Below are 18,051 nucleotides of genomic sequence, written 5' to 3' on the forward strand. Positions count from 1 at the left end.
GGGACGTGAACGCGGCCCGCAACATTCTGGCCGCCGGGCTGGCGGTGACGGCCTGTGGAGCTGATGCAAGACCTCAACGGGGAACCACCTCCCGGGCGGGCGATCGGCGATGAAGCAGGAACGACTCTGGGGCGACCCAGTGGAATCCCCGTCCCTTCAGGGCGGGGAGATGTCAAGTGGGTGATCCATGCCCGGTTCGGGGTGGGGTCAATCGGATCGCCTCGGCCCGGCGGTCGCGCCGCGGCCGGGACGTGGCACTCTGCTCGCGGGGTGGCCCGGGGGCGGGGTGGCTGCGGTCGATGGGGTGTGGCTCGTACCCCGGTTGCGATGTTGATTTGAATCGTGCTTCACTCCTTTCCTTCAGTTGAATCCGGATTCAGAGTTTGGGGGTCTCCGGATGCCATACCGGCCGACCGCGTTGACCAGGCAGAACGCGCTGGACAAGCGAGACGGGTTCCTGCGTGCGGCCCGAGGGCTGGTGGCCGCCGACGGCTTCAAGGCCGCCACCGTCGCCGCGATCGCCGCCCGGTGCCAGGCCAGCGTCGGCTCGGTCTACTCGTATTTCGACAGCCGCGACCGCCTGCTCGCCGAAGTGTTCCGCAGTGCCGCAACTCACGAGATCGACCTGGTCCGCGCGGCCGTGTCGGACGCCGGGCAGCAGGCCTCGGAGCGGATCGGCGAGCTGATCCGGATCTTCAGCGGGCGGGCGCTGCACGGCCGGCGGATGGCCTGGGCGCTGCTGTTCGAGCCGGTCAGCCCGGTCGTCGAGGCGGAGCGGCTGGTCTATCGCAGCTCCTACACCGACATCGGCGAGCAGATCATCCGGGACGGGCTGGCCAGCGGGGCGTTCGTGCCGCAGGACGCCCGGCTCGCGTCGTCGGCGGTGATGGGTGCGGTGTCCGAGGCCCTGGTCGGGTGGATCCGGCCGGACAGCCCGGAGCCGTCCGCCGGTGAGCTGGAGAGCGTGATCGAGGGGATCCGGTCGTTCTGCTTCCGGGCCCTCGGAGTGTCGTCTACGGGGGGAATCCGATGACCGTGTCGCCGACCTTGGCCACCGCACAACAGGTGCTCGCCGACCAGTCCGTCACCCGGATGCTGGGGACCCGTCTCGTCGCCTTCGGCCGGGGCAGCGCCGTCGTCGAACTCGACATCCGGCCGGACATCAGCAACCACCACGGCGCCGTGCACGGCGGCATCGTCGCCTACGCCGCGGACACCGCGATCGCGTTCGCCGGCGGGGCGGCCCTCGGGCCCGACGTCGTCACGTCCGGTCTGACGATCGACTATCTCGGGCCGGCGCGGGGCCGGACCTTGCGGGCGACCGGCACGGTTCTGCAGGCCGAAGGGCGGCGGGCCGCCTGCCGGTGCGAGCTGCACGCGGTCGCCGAGGACGGCAGCACGACCCTGGTGGCCGTGGCGCAGGGCACGATCATCGCGCCCGTCGCATCCGCCGTCGTCCGGGCGCCGGTGACCCGGGGCCGTCGCGGGCCCACCGTCCAGGAGGTGCTCACCGCACGCCGGCGCACCGGGAGCAACGACGACGGCGCCACCGTCGCGCTGGTCATCGAGGGTGGCGGCATGCGCGGCATCGTGTCCGCCGCGATGGCCGCGGCGATCGAGGAGGAGGGCTTCCTCGACGCGGTGGACCTGATCGTCGGCACCTCGGCGGGCGCGGTCAACGCCACCGCGGTGGCGGTCGGCGCGGCCGGCCCGATGGCCGACTCGTACGCCGAGATCTTCTCCTCACCCGAGTTCATCGACATGCGCCGGTTCGTCCGCGGGCGGCCGGTGATCGACGGGCCTCTGCTGGTGCAGCGGGTCGATGAACTGTTCGGCTTCGGGTCGCTGGCCGGCACCGCCCAGGCCGAGAGACTCGTCATGGTGGCCACCGACGTGGCGACCGGCCGGGCCGAGGCACTCACCGACTTCACCGACCGGGACGACCTGGTCGGCTGCCTGCACGCGTCCGGCCTGCTGCCGCTGCTCGCCGGTGACCCGGTCGAGCTGCGCGGCCGCCGCTGGCTCGACGGCGGCATCGTCGAGGCGGTACCGGTCCTCACCGCGGCGGCGCGCGGCGCCACCCACGCGATCGTGCTGGCCACCCGGCCGCCCGGCACCCAGCCGGTCTACGGTGCCGCCGACGTGGTGGTCGAACGCTACCTGCGCCGGCTCAACCCGGAGCTGGCCGCCGCCTACCGGGGCCGGCCGCACCGCTACCGGGAGACGTTGCAGCAGGTCCGCGACGGCTGGTCACACGGGCTGAGCACCCTGTGCCTGGCCCCGCGCATCGACGACCCGCTGCCGGGCCGGCTGGAACGCGACCAGACCGCACTGCGTGCCGCCCGGGACGCTGCGGCCGCCGTCGCCCGTACCGTCCTGAAGGAGCTGCGGTGACCCACGACGTCGTCAACCAGGCACCGCCCCGGACCGGCCTGAACGAGTACCTGATCAACCCGGCGCTGACCGAGGCGGTCCAGCGCTACGGCGCATCGTGGGCGGTGCCGTCGCTGACCGGCGTCGGTGACCTGGTCGGGCGCGCGGACTTCCAGCGCGACGCGGAACTCGCGAACATCCACCCGCCCGTCCTCGCCGTACACGACCGCTGGGGCCATCGGGTCGACGCGATCGACTTCCACCCCGGTTATCACCGGGTCATCGGTGCGGCCATCGAGCACGGCGCGCACACCGGCTGCTGGTCGGCGCCGCAACCGGGCGCCCACGTGGCCCGGGCCGCGACCTTCATGCTGTTCGCGCAGATCGAGCCCGGCCACGCCTGCCCGGTGAGCATGACCCACGCGGTGGTGCCGTCGCTGCGCTTCACCCCCGCGCTCGCCGACGAGTGGCTGCCCAAGGTCTATTCGCGGGTCTACGACCCGGCGTTGCAGGACCCCGCGGTGAAGACGTCGGCGATCTTCGGCATGGCCATGACCGAGAAACAGGGCGGATCAGATGTACGGGCCAACTCGACCCGCGCCGAACCACTCCGTGACGGAACGTGGCATCTGACCGGGCACAAGTGGTTCTGCTCGGCGCCACAGTCGGACGCGTTCCTCGTCCTCGCGCAAGCCCCCGGCGGGCTGTCCTGCTTCCTCGTCCCCCGGGTGCTGCCCGGCGGCGACCGCAACGTCTTCCGCATCCAGCGGCTCAAGGACAAACTCGGCAACAGGTCCAACGCGTCCAGCGAGATCGAACTCGACGCGACCGTCGGATGGCTGCTCGGCGAGGAGGGCCGCGGCGTCCGCACGATCATCGAGATGGTCGCGCAGACCCGGCTCGACTGTGTACTCGGCAGCGCGGCCGGGATGCGCCAGTCCGTCGCCGAGGCGGCCTGGCACGTGCGGCACCGCAGCGCGTTCGGGGCGGTGCTGATCGACCAGCCGGCCATGACGTCGGTGATCGCCGACCTCCAGTTGGAGGCCGAGGCCGCCACCTGGACCGCCCTGCGGCTCGCCGCCGCCTACGACCAGGACGACGACGAGTCGGTGGCCTTCCGGCGGCTGGCCACGGCGGTCGGCAAATACTGGGTGTGCAAGCGCGGGCCGAACCACGCGTACGAGGCGCTGGAATGCCTGGGCGGCAACGGGTACACGGAGAGTTTCCCACTCGCCCGCCGCTACCGGGAACAGCCGGTGATGGCCGTGTGGGAGGGCTCCGGCAACGTCATCGCGCTCGACGTGCTGCGGGCCATGTCCCGCGAGCCCGCGTCGGTGGAGGCGGTCGACCGGGAGCTGTCGTCGGCCCTCGGCGTGCATGCGGCGTACGACTACCACGTCGCCGCCACCCGCAAGCTGATCGCCGGCGTCGCCGCGGACCCCGCCACGGCGGCCGGCTCGGCCCGCCGGGTCGTCGAGGCCCTCGCCCTCGGCCTGCAGGGCGCCGTGCTGATCCGCCAGGCCCCGGCCGCCGTCGCCGACGCCTTCGTGGCCGGCCGCCTCGGACCGGACCGCAGCCTGGAGTACGGTGCCCTCGACCCCCGCCTGGCACTGTCCACCATCGCGGGCCGCGCCTGATGGCGGATCGGTGGCTGCTGCGCGGCACCGTCGGCGGCGGCGGCGATGATGACGACGGCGAGGTGCCGATCGCCGAGTGCAGGGAGATCGACGGCCTGTTCGTCGACCTCCCACCCCGCCCGCGAGAGTCGTTCACCCTGATCGGGTGCATGCCTGAGGGAACGCTCGCGACCTGCTCCGACGGCGACCGGCTCGGCAACATCTGGCTGGCGGCCGGCCCGATCGACGGCGAGGAACTCTGCGACGTCGTCGTCCGCGGCCGGCGGCCGGGCGGCACGGTTCCGGATGCGGTGGACATCGACCTCGACGGGTTCGTCGACGTCTACGACCGCACGGCCGCGGTCCATCGGCCCCGAGACGTCACCGAGTTCCTGCTGACCGGCCCGGATGACATGGCTTACGGGCGATGCGCGGACGTCGTCGGGGTGTTCCGGGCGGCCGGGCCGTCGCTGGTTCCGGAGGTACGGCTGCTCGGCTGCCGGCCGGAACCCGTGCTCTCCGCCGCACTCGAAACGATCGGGCGCGCCAGCAAGACGGCGACCCACCGTCGCATGATCCACTCCGAGGTCGAGTGGATCGGGGCCGACGGCACCACCCACCCCGTCATTCTCGGCGGTGTCGTCGGGACCGTCAGCGCTGTCGAGCCGTCGCCGTTCGGTGAGGGCCTGGTCGACGTTACCGTCGACAGCAGTGCCGGTGACCCACTACCGACCGGCTACCTCGACATCCTGCGGCACTGGGAGGCCGGCCGGCCCACCGAGAAGAACCTCTGGGCGGGGTACGGCCGGGAGTTGCGATACCACTGGTGTGGCGTCGCGCTGGCCAACCGCGCCAGCCGGCCGGATCGGCCGCCTGGTGGTACGTACCATTTGGACGGCCGGTTCGTCACCGATGTAGAGGGTTTCTACGCGGCGCTCGGCGAGGCGGTCAACGGTCCCGGCGGGTACTTCGGCTGGAACCTTGACGCCGTAGACGACTGTTGCTGCGGCGGGTTCGGTGCCACCACCCCGTTCCGGGTCGTGTGGCACGACTCGGCGGTGGCCCGATCCCATCTGGTCGCCGGCTACGACCACCGGCGGTTACGCGCTGCCGTCACCCTCGACTACCTTCTCGACCTGCTGACCCGGCGAAGGGTCGAGGTCGAACTGCGCTGATGCCGCCGGCTCAGGTGGCCGCCCTCTCCGGCCGGGCCCCGTGGCTGTCGTGGCGCGGGACCGGGATGTGGATCCGGCCGTGGAGCCGGGCGTCCAGGTCGGCGACGAGTTCGTCGATCCAGGCCCGGTCGACGCCGGGCATGCAGATGATCCGGCCGGTGCGCTCGTCGCCGCCGAGCACCCACGGCCGCGGCAGCAGGTCCGGCTGGGCGAGGGTGATCGTGAACGCGTCCGGCAGCCGCCGGGTGGGCCAGCCGATCCGGCGTAACGCGCCGTGGGCGTACGCCGCCAGGTCGCGGGATCGCTGGGCCCGGCGCCGGTGCCCGTCGCGGCCCTGCCCGAGCAGTGAAGCGGCGAGCAGCAGCGGGGTGTGCCCGGAACGCGAACCGCTGATCGTCGTGTCGGCGGAACCGATGTAGGGGATCTGCTCCTGGTCCTGTACCGACGGACGGCGCGGATAGAGGATCACCGCACACGGTGTCAGGGTGGACAGGAACTTGTGCCCGCTGACGACCAGGCTGGTCGCGCCGGCGTCGAAGCCGAAACCGGGCTTCGCGCCGTCGGACAGCAGCGCCCGGGGTACGCCGGCCAGCGCCGCGTCGACGTGGATACGCCGGCGGGTGATCCGCAGGTCGTCGCAGAGCCCGGCGATACCGGCGACGTCGTCGACCGCCTCCCGTTCGGTCGTGCCGACCGTGGCGACGATCATCGCGGCCCGGCCGGTGTCGGCCAGCAGCCGCTCGCGCAGGTCGTCCAGGCTCATCCGGTCGTGCTCGTCGGTGGCGACCCGGACCAGGGGTGCACGGACCAGGCGGGCGGCCTTGGCGATCGAGTAGTGGGCGGCGGCCGAGGCGTAGACCGTCACATCGGGATGGGCGGTGGCGGCTTCGTCGACGGCGTGCAGGGTCCCCTCGGTGGCGCCGCTGGTCACGTACCCCCAGACGTCCGGACCGGCATCGAACAGGTCGCCGAGCCAGCGCACCACCTGGACCTCGGCGTCCTTGGTGTGGTTGTGGCCGTGCCCGTGCTGAAAGGGGTCGCCGACGTTGTTGAGCAGCCGGCCGGTGACGAGTTCGGCCAGGTACGGGTAGGTGAGATCGGTGGCGCCGGGGAATGCCAGCTCGTAGCGGCGGTCCCCGAAGTCCGGCCCGCGGGCCGCTGTCCGCATCGTCATCGGTCGCCTCGCCGCTCGGCCGCCGAGGTCCGCCGTTGCTCGTCCGCGGCGTGGATCTCACGGTCGAGTTCGGTCATCACCTGAAGCACCCGGCCGTACCCGGAACGCTCGTACAGCAGCGAGAGGGCCACCCGGGTGTACGGCCACCGGGAGAGGATGACCGGTGTGCTGAGCGCCTCGTGACTGGAGATGGTCAGGGCGTTGTGGCCGTCGGCGCCGCGCCGGTCGGCGACCAGCGCCCGCTGTCCACCCGGCATCGCCGGATCATCGGCGAGGTAGAGGATGGTCCCGGGGATCTGGAGTTCCGAGCGGGCGTCCGCGCAGGCCTGGGCGAAGGTGCCGGTGCGGGTGTCGAGGCTGGAGAACGCCAGGCCGGTGTAGACGGCCTGATCCGGCACGTCGTGGCGGTTGGCGATGGCCGTCCGGACGTCCCACGGCCGCCGCGGATCGCGTGCGCGGGCCAGATCGACGAGCGCGGACAGCAGGTCCACCGGATCGGACGGGTCCGGCCCGGCCAGCCACAACCGGGTGGCCGCGGTGACCACCATGGCGTTGCCGTCGCCGGCGCGCTGCCGGAACAGGGCCGCCAGGGCGTACGGGACGAGTGGACGGTGGAAGCGGCGTTCCCACGCGGCCGACGCGTGCCGGGCGCTCAGGGCGTGCGCGCGCTCGAACAACGCCCACTCCAGGTTCTGCCGGACGAGAGTCTCGGCGTCGGCCGCTTCACGCGCCCGGTTCTGTTCGGCCGGCGGCTGCCAGCCGATCGCCGCCGCCGGGGAGCGGTAGGGGGTACGGGGTTGCGGGATCCCGTGGTGCGGCTGATGAGCCCCGGATTGAGGCTCGGCCAGGGCGGTCATACCTGAATGTCCTCCAGTGCCGGGTCGAGCACCGTGCGCCCGTCCGGGATGCCACGGCCGATGCCCTGATAGACGTGCGGACGGGTCCGTCGTAGGTAGAGTCCGGCGAGCGTCGCGGTCAGTGCGCCCGCGCCGATCACCGCGGCGACCAGCCACGGCAGCGACGAGCCGGGTTCGGTGCCCAGCAGCGTGCCGATGCTGCCGGCCATGAAGAACAGGGCCAGCACGCCGAAGGTCCCGCCGGCCACCGGGCACACCCGCCGGATGAACGCGCTCTCACCGCCGCCGAGCCCCTTCTCGAAGAAGGTGAACGCCGACCAGGACGTGGCCGTCAGCAGCGCGAGTACGCACACCGCGCCGATGGTCGACAGCCACGGGAAGATGGTGGCCATCGGATCGGCGCCCGCGAGCGCCATCGTGGTCAGCACCACCGCCGAGGTGACGGCCTGCACGGCGGTCCCGCCCAGTGGGGCGCCGCCCTTGGCGCCCGGGCTGACCTTCTGCCATGCGGCGGGGAGCACGCCTTCGCGGGCCAGCGCGAACACGTTGCGGGCGATGGCGGCACCGAACGAGGACTGCGCGGCCAGGATGCTGGTGACCAGCAGGAGGGTGGACAGTTCGGCGATCCCGGAGCCGTACACCTCGTCGAGCAGCGCCAGCGGCTGCCGGGCGGCGTCGGTGGCTCCGGCCCGCACGTCGGCGAAGCCGATCCACGCGCCGTACGCCCAGGACGCGACGCAGTACAGGAGTCCTCCGCCGCCGATCGCGACGGCCGAACCGACCGCCATCGCGCGGTGCGAGGTCGCCTCCTCGGCGTAGGTCATCGCCGTCTCGGTGCCGGCGAACGCGGCGGCCGCGTACACCAGCAGGGTCGAGGTCGCGCCCGCGACGATCAGGCTGGACGGGGCGAACGCGAGACCGGCGCCCGCCGCGGTGCCGGAGCCGGGCGCCGGGTGGGTGAAACCGGCGAGGATGAACAGCAGGACCACCGCGATCTCCAGGGCCAGCAGCACCCCGAGCACCCGCGCCCCGACCGCACCGGGGTACTGGCCGAGCAGCAGCACGATCAGCCAGGCGGCCAGCGCCCACATCCACCAGGCGCCGGCTCCGACCAGGTCGGCGACCGTGGCGCCCAGCAGGGGATACAGGCTGGCCTGGAGCGCGCAGTAACCGATGAGGGTCACCGCGGCCCCGATCAGGCCCCCGACCGGGCTGCCGCCCCGGGCCAGTTGTGCGTAGAACGGGGCGCCGTGCGGCACGTACCGGCCGACCGCCACGTAGGGGACGGCCAGGATCGCCATCACCGACATGATCACCAGGAACGACAGCGGCACACCGGCGGCACCGGTCACCGCGTAGGTCGCCGGGATGCCGCCGTTGAGCACCGTCTGCGGCGAGGACGCCACGATCGCCGCTCCGGCCAGCGCCGCCGGGCCCATCGAGTAGCGGGCGAGCACCGTCATCGCGGGTTTCACCGGCTCACCGCCATGGCGTCGAAGCGGTGTTGCGCACCAAACGATCCGCGCATGGCGGAGCCTCCCGAGAGGTTGAATGCAGGAAGAACGAACCGGGACCTGTACGCGGGTCCACCGTGCGTCGGCGTCGGCATCGGCGGAGCCGCGGGGGTTCGTCGAGTACGCCTTGGGCCCTCATCACCGGGCCGTACGCAACACTTCCACACCGGGTATCACCAACACCCGCAACGTCACGACATCGAGCGACGACGTAACCGTCCAAAGACCCCGAAACGCCTTGCAGCTATCGAAACCGGCAAAAGCGTCTTTCGGCGTACGGCACAAGCCGTTGATCCGATATGGGAGCGCTCCCGTATAGCCGGGCGTACCGCAGGCTCAGGGGAGGCTCCCAATGTACAGATCGCGTTTCGACATGTCCCGTCTCCGGTCGCGCCGGTGGCAGCTCGGCGCGGTGGCCGGTGTCACCGTCATCGGTCTCGGTGTCGGACTGGGTGTCGCCTCCGCCGGTGAGGCCACCCCCACGGTCAGCTGCCCGGCCGTCCGGATCGGTGTCGCCGTGCCCGCTCAGCAGCGCGCCGACGTGCAGCGCAACCTGGAGCTGCTCAACACCCAGATCGACGAGGCCAACAAGCGGATCGTCAGCACCCGGGGGCAGGGCGGCCCGAACTTCGTCCAGAACGCCATCCTGGGCCCGCTGAAGGACAAGCGCTTCGCCACCATCGAACGCATCGAGACGGCGATCGCCCGCAACGCGAAACGCCCCGACCTGAACGCCGACGGCCTGGCACCCTGCACGCTCGACACGAAGGGCGGCACGCCCGCGAAGCAGCCGACCGCGGTTCCGGCCACCGCCGCCCCGGCCGCGACCACGAAGCCGCCGGCCGCCCCCACCAAGGCGCCCACCAAGGCTCCCACCAAGCCGTCCGCCACCACCGCGCCCACCGCCGCACCCACCACGGCCGCCCCGGCGACCGGCACGCCGGTCGCCGTCAACGGCCGGCTGCGGGTCTGCGGGGTGAACCTCTGCAACCAGGCCGGCCAGCCGATCCAGCTGCGCGGCATGAGCAGCCACGGCCTCCAGTTCTTCCCGAACTGCGTGAACCCCGGCTCCCTGAACGCGCTGCGCAACGACTGGAAGGCCGACTTCATCCGGCTCAGCATGTACGTCCAGGAGGGCGGCCTGGAGACCGACCCGGCCGGCTTCACCGCCAAGGTCAACGGGCTGGTCAACGAGGCCACCAGACTCGGGCTGTACGTGATCGTCGACTTCCACACCCTCACGCCCGGCGACCCGAACGTGAACACCGCCCTGGCCAAGAAGTTCTTCGCCGACGTGACCGCCGCGCACCGCGCCAAGAACAACGTGATCTACGAGATCGCCAACGAGCCCAACGGCGTCAGCTGGGACGGCATCCTCAACTACGCCAACCAGGTGATCCCGGTGATCCGGCAGAACGCGCCGGACAGCGTGGTGCTCGTCGGCACCCGCGGCTTCTCGTCGCTCGGCCTCACCGACGGCAGCGACGAGACCGAGATCCTCAACGACCCGGTCGAGTTCGCGAACATCATGTACACGTTCCACTTCTATGCCGCATCGCACGGCGCCGACCGGCGGGCCGTCGTGGCCCGGGCCGCGAAGAAGCTGCCCCTGTTCGTCAGCGAGTTCGGCACCCAGACCTTCACCGGCGACGGCGGCAACGACTTCGCCAGCACCGACGCCTGGCTCGACCTGCTGAAGGCGAACAGGATCGGGTACGGCATGTGGAGCCTCTCCGACGGCCGCGAGACCAACTCGGCCTTCAAGCAGGGCACCTGCGCGGGCTCCACCTTCGCCGGCACCGGCGTCCTGACCGAGGCGGGCCGCTACATCCGCAGCCGCATCCTCACCGGCGCCGGCAGCCCCCGCTAGGGACCGGCCTGGCGAAGAGCCGCCGGGATGCTGCTGTCCGGAGCATCCCGGCGGTCGTCCGTCCGGGCTGGACGGGTGCGCCTAGCCTGTGACGAATGCGGGAGTCCCTGGGGTGGCGTGGTGCGGCGGGACTGGTGGCTCTGTCGATGCTCGCCGGCTGTGCCGGCCGGCCGGCCGCCGGGCCCGTGTTCCCCGCGCCGGAGCCCTCGGTGACGGTGTCCGCGTCAGCGCCGGTGGATCCCCGGCCGCCCGGTGACGGCCCGCCCCACTACACCGACAACAGCAACTGGAAACAGCGTCACGAGTTGACGGCCGCCGAGCGGAAGGAAGGCGACCGGCTCGCCGGCCGAATCCGGCCGGCTCTGGCCGAGCTGCGTGCGGCCGGGGACTTCGCCCCCGAATCCACCCGCCGGGCGCTGCTCGGGCTCGGCCTGGCGGCGGACCGGGTCGGCGTCACCGCGATGCGGAAACCGTCCTGGTCGGACGAGGTGCCGGTGGGCGCGGTGTTCGAGGTCCGGTTCGGCACGGCCGGGTGTGTCACCGGTGACGTACGCCCGGAGCGCCTCCTGGTCGACGTGAGCGGCGCGGCCGCTGAGTTCGGGTGCCTGGAGCCGTACACCCATTGAGAAGCGGGTCGCGGTCGCGCCCATCGCGACCGCGACCCACCGATGTCCCTTTGGTGTGACGCCGGTAACAGGGTTCTCGCAGGCGTGGGAGACTGTCAATCCGCGCCACCTGACCGGGGTACACAGCCGGGGAGGGTTCCCATGCACGAGCTGGCGATTGCCGAGAACATCGTCGACACGGTCTGCACCCGGGCCGCGGGCCGGCCGGTCCGGCGGGTCATCCTGCGGATCGGGGCCCTGACCGCGGTGCTGCCGGACCACATGCGGTTCTGTTTCGAGCTGGCCGCCACCGGGACGGCCGCGCACGGTGCCGCCCTCGACCTGGACCTGCGCCCGGCAGTGGTGTTCTGCCGGACGTGCCGGATCGAGCAGCGGCTACCGGACCGGATCCCGCTGTGCCCGTGCGGCAGCGCCGACGTCACCGTCACCACCGGCCGGGAGCTGGACATCATCGCAATGGAGACGGCCTGACCTCGGCGGTCTTACGGACGCCGACGAACAGCAGGTAGCCGATCATCCAGAACTCGCCGATCGACGCCGCGATCGTCAGCGGGGCGAAGTGGACGAACGCGTTGAGCACGTAGCCGACGCCACCCACGATCAGCACCCAGCCGAGCGCACGGGGCATCCAGCCGGTACGCAGCACGGCCGTGCCCATCGGGATCAGCCACAACCCGAAGAAGACCGCCCCGGCCGTCCACAGCTCGCCGCTGGTCAGGAACAGCAGCTGGACGGTGTTCGCCGCGTCGCCGAACGGCGCCGAGGCGATGGTGTCCGCGGCTGACAGCAGTGCCGCGCTGACCAGGATGACAGCGGCGTTGACCAGGCCGAACGCACCGATGCCGAGAGCCGACACCGGGTCGCCGGGCCGGAACAGGCGGTAGAACCAGGCCGCGGCCAGCGCCTGGGTGAGAACGATGAGCAGCTCGAACACCACCAGCGCGGCGGCCAGACCCGGCTGATGGGTCAGGTTGCTCAGGGTGGCACCGGGATCGCCGCTGTCGAACAGCCGGGGGCGGGTGACCAGGAACCCGAGCATGCCGGCGACGGCCAGGCCCAGGTAGAGCGATCCGGTGATGCGGGCGGTCCGGACTAGGTGCGATCTATCGGTTTGGTGCGGCATGTCTGCTCCTGACTGGGCTACCTTACGATGTAAGGTAGCTCCTGTGCGCAAGGCAGAGAGGGAGCCGCTGAACCGCGAGCGGGTGCTCACCACCGCGGTCACGATTGCCGACCGGGACGGGATCGCCGCGGTCACCATGCGCCGGCTCGGCGCCGAGCTGGGCGTCGAGGCGATGTCGCTCTACTACCACCTGCGGGGCAAGGACGCGCTGCTCGACGGCGTCGCCGAGACGCTGATCGAGGAGGTCCTCGCGGCGGTCGCCCGGGCCGGCGGCGAGGGGGAGTGGCGTGCCGTCCTGCGGGCGCGGTTCCTCGCGGCGCGGGAGGTGATGCTGCGGCACCGATGGGGGCCGGGCGTACTCAACTCGCGCACCACGGTGCCGCTCGGCGTCCTGCGGTATTACGACTCGATCATCGCCGTGATGCGGGACGCCGGGTTCTCGTACCGGATCGCCCACCGTGCGCTGCACGCCTTCGGCAGCATGCCGCTCGGTTTCGTCCAGGAGGTCTTCAGCCCGTCCGCCGACGAGGGCACCGACATGAGCGCCGTCGCCGACCTGGTGCCCCACCTCGTCGCGATGGTCACCAGCGAGGCACACGATGCCGATCTCGGCTGGTGCGACAGCCAGGTCGAGTTCGAGTTCACTCTGGACCTGCTGCTGGACGGCCTTGATCGGGCACGCTGAAGAAATGTCGGTGGGCTCGCGTAAGCTCCGGCGCGGCGAGGTCGTAGCGCAGAGGTCGTCGCGCCTTGGCATCGAGCAGGAGGACGCCGGTTCGAATCCGGCCGGTCTCGCCGCCCTACTTCGCGAGCCCGGGGGAGGCGGCGACATGCAGGTGCGGTGCCCGGCCATCACCGACCCGGACCGTGGGCTGGCCGACCCGGCCGACTTCGACGGCATCCTCGGCCGGCTCGCCACACCCGGCCCGGTCACCGCCACCGAGGAGTTCGCGCGGGGCCTGCTGCGCCCCGACGGCCGCGTCGACCTGTGCAAACAGGGCCTCGGCCCGGTCCAGGCAGCCCGGGTCGTCGAGGTCGCGGCCGGCTCACCACACGCCACTCATCTGCTGCTCGGCACCAACGGCCTCGGCACCGAGGGGGCCCGCGCGGTTGCCGGCGCCCTGCCACCCGGGCACCGCATCAGCACCGTCTACCTGGGATGCAACCGGATCGACGCGGCCGGCGCCGGGGCGCTCGCCGACCGGCTGGCCGGCGACGACGCCGTCCGGGCACTCTGGCTCAAGCGCAATCCGATCGGGAACGAGGGAGTGGCCCGGCTGGCGTCCGCGCTGCCGGGCAACCGTGCTCTGCGTACCCTCGATCTGGTCAACACCGGCCTCACCGCCGCCGGCCTGGAACCGCTCGCCGACGCCCTCGCCGCCCGCCCGGCCGGGCTGGAGCGTCTCTTCCTCGGCGGCAACGGCCTGCGGCCGGACGCCGTCCCGGTCCTCGCCCGGCTCGTCCGCGAGGGCGGGGTCCGCGAGCTCTACCTGGCCGTCAACCACCTGGGCGACACCGGCCTCGCGGCCCTCGCCGACCACCTCGGGGGGTATGCGATGACCCTCGGCCTGGGCGGCAACGGCATCACCGACGTCACCCCGCTGGCCGCGAACCTCCACGAGTGGACCGCTCTCGACCTGTCCCGCCCGCCCTCCGAGCGGGCCCTCGGCGGCCGGCCCAACCTGCTCGGCGACACCGGGGCCGCCCTGCTCGCCGACGCCCTGCCGGGCAGTGCGCTGCGCCGCCTCGACGTGCGGTTCACCGGCATCGGCGGGCGTGGCGCCAAGCTGCTGCTCGCGGCCGGGGCCGGCCTCGAGCACCTGGGCATCAACGGCGGCGTGCCCCGCCGCATGCGGCGACTCGCCCCGCGATCGGCGGCCGCGCCCCACGAGGACATCACGGCCATCGTGAGCGTGTACCGGTGAGGCGTTCCCTGTTCCTGTCCGACTGGCGGCAGATCCGCAGGTACGCGGTGCCGGCCCGGATGATCGCCGAGTGCACCGCGGCACGCGGGCGCGGCGACTGGCGGGCCGCCTGCGCGGCCGCCCGCATCGACGTCGACATCGACCCCGCTCTGGCCGCCGAGGCTCCGCTCGCGCACCTCGCACCCGACCTGCTGCGCTGGCACCTGCCGCGGGCCCTGCACGGCTCCACCGGATTCGCCGCCGGGCACCTCTACCTGCTGATCCCCGACGAGCCGGTCCGGCCGGACACGGTGCTGCTCACCGTGCGGTCACCCGACACCCCGGAGGGACGGCAGCGGCTCCGGCTCGGCGCCGTGCGGGGAGCGGCCGGGCTGCACGACGGCCGGGCGGCGCCGGTTCCGGCGTACCTCTGGGATGTCCGGCACGCCGCCGGGCTGCGCACCGCGCTCGGCGGCTCACCGCAGCGCCTGCCGCTGCTCACCCCGGCCGGGGAGCCCCGGCCGGAGGACGCCCTCGGCGCCGGTGACGACCTGCCGGCCCGCGCCGAACGGGTGTGGCGGGCGCCCCGGCGGCGGCAGGCGTTCGTCGAGGCCGGCTTCCAGCCGGCCGCCGGGCAGGACCAGCAGTGGTCGACCGCCGACCACAGCTGGCCGCTGGAGCCGCTCGACCCGCTGCGGCTCGCCCACGACGTCCGCTGGCTGGTGGCCCGCCTCGGCGAGCCGGCCTGGACGCTGCTCGGCAACTCCTACCGGCAATGCGAGGTGACCATGGACGGCGACGCGATGCGGGTCTCCTGGACCACCGGATCCGACCGGACCGCGAGCACCCGGATCGACCTGGTCCGGTATTGCGCCGACCTCGAACTGATCCGGCAGGGCCGGCTCGCACCGGGCGCCCTGCACCCGCTCGTGCGCGACGTTCTCTTCCCCGGGGCTCCGGCGGCCCCGTTCGTGCCCACCGACGGCGAGCTGGTCCGGGTCCGCTGCGGTGGCGTCTGGCACGAGATCGAGGCACGGCTCGGGCGGCTCGATCCACTCGCGCACACCGTCGACGAACGGCTGCGGGAACGCGCGGTGCGCGCCTTCGGCGGACCGGTCACCGGCTGTTTCGCGGTCGAGCATCTGTGGTACGGCGCGCTCGGCCGGCTACCACGTCGGCTGCGCGCCTACCGGGCCGACCTGTGGCAGCACCTGTTCCACGGCGGTACCCGTACCCTGCTCGAACTCCTCGACACCGGTCTCGACCCGCAGCTGCGCGACGGCGCCGGCGGCACCCTCATCCACCGGATCGCGGCGTTCGACCACCGGGAGCTGCTGCCCCGCCTGCTCGCCGCCGGCATCGACATCGACACCGCCGACAAGGAGGGCAACACCGCCCTGCACCGCATCGTCCTCCAGCACGGGCCGGCCGACGTGATCACCACCCTGCTCGACGCCGGTGCCGACCCCCGGATCCGCAACCGCAACGGTGAGACGGTGCTCGACTACGCGAAGAAGACGCTGAGGTATAGCAGCCGCCTGCGCCCCGACTTCCAGGAGGCGCTGGAGCAGCTGCGCAAACAGGCGCGGTGACGGACGGTTCGCGTATGCTCCGGTCGGTTCGGAAGGGGTTGTGGTGAGCGGTCACGATCCACTCGCGCTCGCCGAGTGGCAGCGCATCCGCCGCTATGCCGTACCGCAGCGGATGATCACCGAATGTGCCGCGGCCCGGCAGCGCGGTGACCAGCGGGCCGCCTGGACGGCCGGCCGGATCGACGTGACCGACGCCTTCGCGGAACTGACCACCCACCTCGCGCCCGACCTGCTGCGCTGGCACCTGCCGCGGGCCCTCGGCGGGTACACCACGCTCGCCGTCGACCAGCGCTACGTACTCGTCCCGGCCGGCGCGGTGATCGACCCGGAAACCGAGGTGCCCGTCCTGGACGCGCTCTCGTCGATGTTCGGTTCCCAGCGGCTCAGCCTCGGCACCGCCCGCTGGGGAGAGCTGAACCCGGCAGAGGTGTCACTGCTGCCCGCCCACCTGTGGGACGCCCGCCACGCCGATGAGCTGCGGACCGCGATCGGTGGCTCCGCCGAGCGGGCGCCCGGGTTCACCGCCGACGGTGTCCCGCTGCCGGCTGAGGCGCTCGGGCGCGGGAACGACCCGGCGTCGCGGGCCGAGCGGGTGCGCCTCGCGCCCACCCTCTCCGCAGCGTTCGCCGAAGCCGGGTTCGTCATCGGTGACGAACCCGGGGTGCCCTGGCCCGGCTATCCGGACGAGACGACCATGCGGTCCGTCGACCCGACACGGCTGGCCGATCACGTACGGCGGTTCGCCCGGCAGTTCGGCATGAACACCTGGATGCTCTGGCTCGGCTATCCCGCGTACCTGCGATGCGACGTGGACGGCGACACCGTGCGGGTCACGCCGCAGACCGCCGGCGGCCATCGCTACTCGGCTACGCGGGGCCTACCCCGCCTCCTGCCGGACCTGGTCCGCTATCAGGTCGACCTCGACCTGATCCGGGCCGGCCGGATCACCCCGGCTGAGGTGCATCCGATCGTCCGTGCCGCGTTGTTCCCCGGCGTTCCCGGGTCGGCGGTCGTTCCGGCTCCCGTGACCGGTCTGGCATCGGCGGTGGATCGGGCTTCCGTGGCTGGCCCGGCGTCGGCGGTGGTTCGGGATTCCGCGGCCGGTCTGGCGTCGGCGGTCGTTCCGGCTTCCGTGGCTGGTCCGGCGTCCGCGGTGGTCGGGGATTCCGTGGTTGGTGGTTCGGTGCCGTCGGGGGTCTGGGGTTCCGTGGCCGCCGGTTCGGTCTCGGCCGGCGCTTCGGATCTCGTCGCCGAACCGGTGCCGGTGGTCGTTGTCGGGGCCGTCCGGGTCCGGTGCCGCGGCGAATGGCACGAGATCGGAGTCCGGCTCGGGCGGCTCGACCTGGTAACGCACACCGACACCGAGCGGCAGCGCGAACGTGCGCTCAGCGCCTTCGGCGGCACCGTCAGCGGATGCTTCGCCGCCGAGCAGGCGTGGCACGGCGCACCCGGCCGCCTACCCCGTCGGCTCCGCGCACACCGCGAGGACCTGTGGCAGCTCATGATCCACGGCGGTACCCGGACCGTGCTCGAACTCCTCGACGCCGGCATGGACCCGCACCTGCGTGACAGCCGGGGACGGACGCTGATGCACCGGATCCGCTCCTTCGACCATTCCCGTCTGCTACCGCGCCTGCTCGCCGAGGGCCTCGACATCAACGCCCGCGACAAGGAGGGCAGCACACCGCTCTACCTCGCCGTGGTCCACCAGTGGCCGGCCGGCCTGATCATCGCCCTGACCGAAGCCGGCGCCGACCCACACCTGCCCAACCAGGACGACATGTCGGTGATCGACCACTGCGACGAGATCCTCAACTACCACGAAGACCTCGACCCCGACTTCGAGGCCGCCGTGGCTCACCTGCGGAAACGCTCAGCCTGAGCCGGTCCACCGCCCGGCGCGAAATCGTGGCCGGAAATGTCGGTGGGCTCGCGTATGCTCCCGGCCACCGCCTACCTCCGGGGATCTTGTCGATGTTCTTTCCAGAGAGAGTGCATGACCGCCGGGCTCGTTCCTGGGAGTCTGCAGGATCGCCGGGCTCCTTCCTGGGAGTCCGCATGCCTGGCGGGCTGATTCCTGGGAGTCCGCATGCCTGCGGGGCTCAATCCCGGGAGTCCGCAGGACCGCTGCGCTTGTTCCAGGGGCCGTGTGACCGGCCGCGTTCATTTCAGGAGACGTGCGTGACTGCCGGGCTCATTTCAGGGGAGAGCACATGACCGCCGGAAT

15 protein-coding genes and 1 tRNA gene are annotated in these 18,051 nt (G+C 72.3%); 12 read left to right on the forward strand and 4 right to left on the reverse strand.

Annotated features, from left to right (window positions below; translation table 11 throughout):
- Positions 1-397: 397 nt before the first annotated feature.
- From BC793_RS16965 to BC793_RS16980, 4 genes are read left to right on the forward strand one after another with little or no spacing between them, the layout of a single operon-like run.
- The gene (locus BC793_RS16965; RefSeq protein WP_109593522.1) at positions 398-1,033 is read left to right on the forward strand and encodes a TetR/AcrR family transcriptional regulator; all 636 of its coding nucleotides are present in this window, start codon (positions 398-400) and stop codon (positions 1,031-1,033) included.
- Entirely contained in the window at positions 1,030-2,394 is a 1,365-nt protein-coding gene (locus tag BC793_RS16970; protein ID WP_109593523.1) for a patatin-like phospholipase family protein, read from the forward strand. The genes BC793_RS16965 and BC793_RS16970 overlap by 4 nt, the downstream gene beginning before the upstream one ends.
- The gene (locus BC793_RS16975; RefSeq protein ID WP_109593524.1) at positions 2,391-4,010 is read left to right on the forward strand and encodes an acyl-CoA dehydrogenase family protein; all 1,620 of its coding nucleotides are present in this window, start codon (positions 2,391-2,393) and stop codon (positions 4,008-4,010) included. Before BC793_RS16970 ends, BC793_RS16975 begins: the two co-directional genes overlap by 4 nt.
- Positions 4,010-5,164, forward strand: a complete 1,155-nt coding sequence (locus BC793_RS16980) for a barstar family protein (RefSeq protein WP_239170097.1) — start codon at positions 4,010-4,012, stop codon at positions 5,162-5,164. The genes BC793_RS16975 and BC793_RS16980 overlap by 1 nt, the downstream gene beginning before the upstream one ends.
- A 10-nt stretch (positions 5,165-5,174) precedes the next feature.
- Here BC793_RS16980 and BC793_RS16985 read toward each other — a convergent pair whose 3' ends face one another.
- From BC793_RS16985 to BC793_RS16995, 3 genes are read right to left on the reverse strand one after another with little or no spacing between them, the layout of a single operon-like run.
- Positions 5,175-6,338, reverse strand: coding sequence for a pyridoxal-dependent decarboxylase (locus BC793_RS16985; RefSeq protein ID WP_109593525.1), 1,164 nt, complete (start codon positions 6,336-6,338; stop codon positions 5,175-5,177).
- Positions 6,335-7,195 (reverse strand): hypothetical protein, encoded by an 861-nt coding sequence (locus BC793_RS16990; RefSeq protein ID WP_109593526.1) that lies wholly within the window; start codon positions 7,193-7,195, stop codon positions 6,335-6,337. Before BC793_RS16990 ends, BC793_RS16985 begins: the two co-directional genes overlap by 4 nt.
- On the reverse strand, positions 7,192-8,670 hold the full coding sequence (locus tag BC793_RS16995) for an APC family permease (protein ID WP_146246316.1): 1,479 nt from the start codon (positions 8,668-8,670) through the stop codon (positions 7,192-7,194). The genes BC793_RS16990 and BC793_RS16995 overlap by 4 nt, the downstream gene beginning before the upstream one ends.
- A gap of 391 nt (positions 8,671-9,061) precedes the next feature.
- Between BC793_RS16995 and BC793_RS17000 the strand changes: the two genes are divergently transcribed.
- The 3 genes from BC793_RS17000 (at position 9,062) to BC793_RS17010 (ending at position 11,676) form a co-directional block, all read left to right on the forward strand.
- Positions 9,062-10,579 carry a glycoside hydrolase family 5 protein gene (locus BC793_RS17000; RefSeq protein ID WP_239170096.1) on the forward strand — a complete coding sequence of 506 codons (1,518 nt, stop codon included), beginning with the start codon at positions 9,062-9,064 and terminating at the stop codon, positions 10,577-10,579.
- Between the two features lie 95 nt (positions 10,580-10,674).
- On the forward strand, positions 10,675-11,205 hold the full coding sequence (locus tag BC793_RS17005; RefSeq protein WP_109593529.1) for a hypothetical protein: 531 nt from the start codon (positions 10,675-10,677) through the stop codon (positions 11,203-11,205).
- Between the two features lie 141 nt (positions 11,206-11,346).
- Positions 11,347-11,676, forward strand: coding sequence for a hydrogenase maturation nickel metallochaperone HypA (locus tag BC793_RS17010; protein ID WP_109593530.1), 330 nt, complete (start codon positions 11,347-11,349; stop codon positions 11,674-11,676).
- Here BC793_RS17010 and BC793_RS17015 read toward each other — a convergent pair.
- Positions 11,654-12,328 carry a DUF4386 domain-containing protein gene (locus BC793_RS17015; RefSeq protein ID WP_109593531.1) on the reverse strand — a complete coding sequence of 225 codons (675 nt, stop codon included), beginning with the start codon at positions 12,326-12,328 and terminating at the stop codon, positions 11,654-11,656. The genes BC793_RS17010 and BC793_RS17015 overlap by 23 nt on opposite strands.
- 43 nt (positions 12,329-12,371) lie before the next feature.
- Between BC793_RS17015 and BC793_RS17020 the strand changes: the two genes are divergently transcribed.
- From BC793_RS17020 to BC793_RS17040, 5 genes are all read left to right on the forward strand, one after another.
- Positions 12,372-13,013 (forward strand): TetR/AcrR family transcriptional regulator C-terminal domain-containing protein, encoded by a 642-nt coding sequence (locus BC793_RS17020; protein ID WP_239170095.1) that lies wholly within the window; start codon positions 12,372-12,374, stop codon positions 13,011-13,013.
- A gap of 37 nt (positions 13,014-13,050) precedes the next feature.
- Positions 13,051-13,123, forward strand: a tRNA-OTHER gene (locus BC793_RS17025).
- A gap of 35 nt (positions 13,124-13,158) precedes the next feature.
- On the forward strand, positions 13,159-14,253 hold the full coding sequence (locus BC793_RS17030; protein ID WP_109593533.1) for a leucine-rich repeat domain-containing protein: 1,095 nt from the start codon (positions 13,159-13,161) through the stop codon (positions 14,251-14,253).
- Positions 14,250-15,824, forward strand: coding sequence for an ankyrin repeat domain-containing protein (locus BC793_RS17035; RefSeq protein ID WP_109593534.1), 1,575 nt, complete (start codon positions 14,250-14,252; stop codon positions 15,822-15,824). Before BC793_RS17030 ends, BC793_RS17035 begins: the two co-directional genes overlap by 4 nt.
- A 43-nt stretch (positions 15,825-15,867) precedes the next feature.
- A complete protein-coding gene (locus tag BC793_RS17040) occupies positions 15,868-17,706 on the forward strand; it encodes an ankyrin repeat domain-containing protein (protein WP_146246317.1) in 1,839 nt (612 codons plus the stop codon).
- Positions 17,707-18,051: the final 345 nt, after the last annotated feature.

The organism is Actinoplanes xinjiangensis, assembly GCF_003148685.1.
GTDB lineage: Bacteria > Actinomycetota > Actinomycetes > Mycobacteriales > Micromonosporaceae > Actinoplanes > Actinoplanes xinjiangensis.

What these genes read in the sequence shown, in the direction of transcription:
- BC793_RS16965 (WP_109593522.1), top strand. Translation starts at nt 398, where the DNA reads ATGCCATACCGGCCGACCGCGTTGACCAGGCAGAACGCGCTGGACAAG.
- BC793_RS16970 (WP_109593523.1), top strand. Translation starts at nt 1,030, where the DNA reads ATGACCGTGTCGCCGACCTTGGCCACCGCACAACAGGTGCTCGCCGAC.
- BC793_RS16980 (WP_239170097.1), top strand. Translation starts at nt 4,010, where the DNA reads ATGGCGGATCGGTGGCTGCTGCGCGGCACCGTCGGCGGCGGCGGCGAT.
- BC793_RS16985 (WP_109593525.1), bottom strand. Translation starts at nt 6,338, where the DNA reads ATGACGATGCGGACAGCGGCCCGCGGGCCGGACTTCGGGGACCGCCGC.
- BC793_RS16990 (WP_109593526.1), bottom strand. Translation starts at nt 7,195, where the DNA reads ATGACCGCCCTGGCCGAGCCTCAATCCGGGGCTCATCAGCCGCACCAC.
- BC793_RS17000 (WP_239170096.1), top strand. Translation starts at nt 9,062, where the DNA reads ATGTACAGATCGCGTTTCGACATGTCCCGTCTCCGGTCGCGCCGGTGG.
- BC793_RS17005 (WP_109593529.1), top strand. Translation starts at nt 10,675, where the DNA reads ATGCGGGAGTCCCTGGGGTGGCGTGGTGCGGCGGGACTGGTGGCTCTG.
- BC793_RS17010 (WP_109593530.1), top strand. Translation starts at nt 11,347, where the DNA reads ATGCACGAGCTGGCGATTGCCGAGAACATCGTCGACACGGTCTGCACC.
- BC793_RS17015 (WP_109593531.1), bottom strand. Translation starts at nt 12,328, where the DNA reads ATGCCGCACCAAACCGATAGATCGCACCTAGTCCGGACCGCCCGCATC.
- BC793_RS17030 (WP_109593533.1), top strand. Translation starts at nt 13,159, where the DNA reads ATGCAGGTGCGGTGCCCGGCCATCACCGACCCGGACCGTGGGCTGGCC.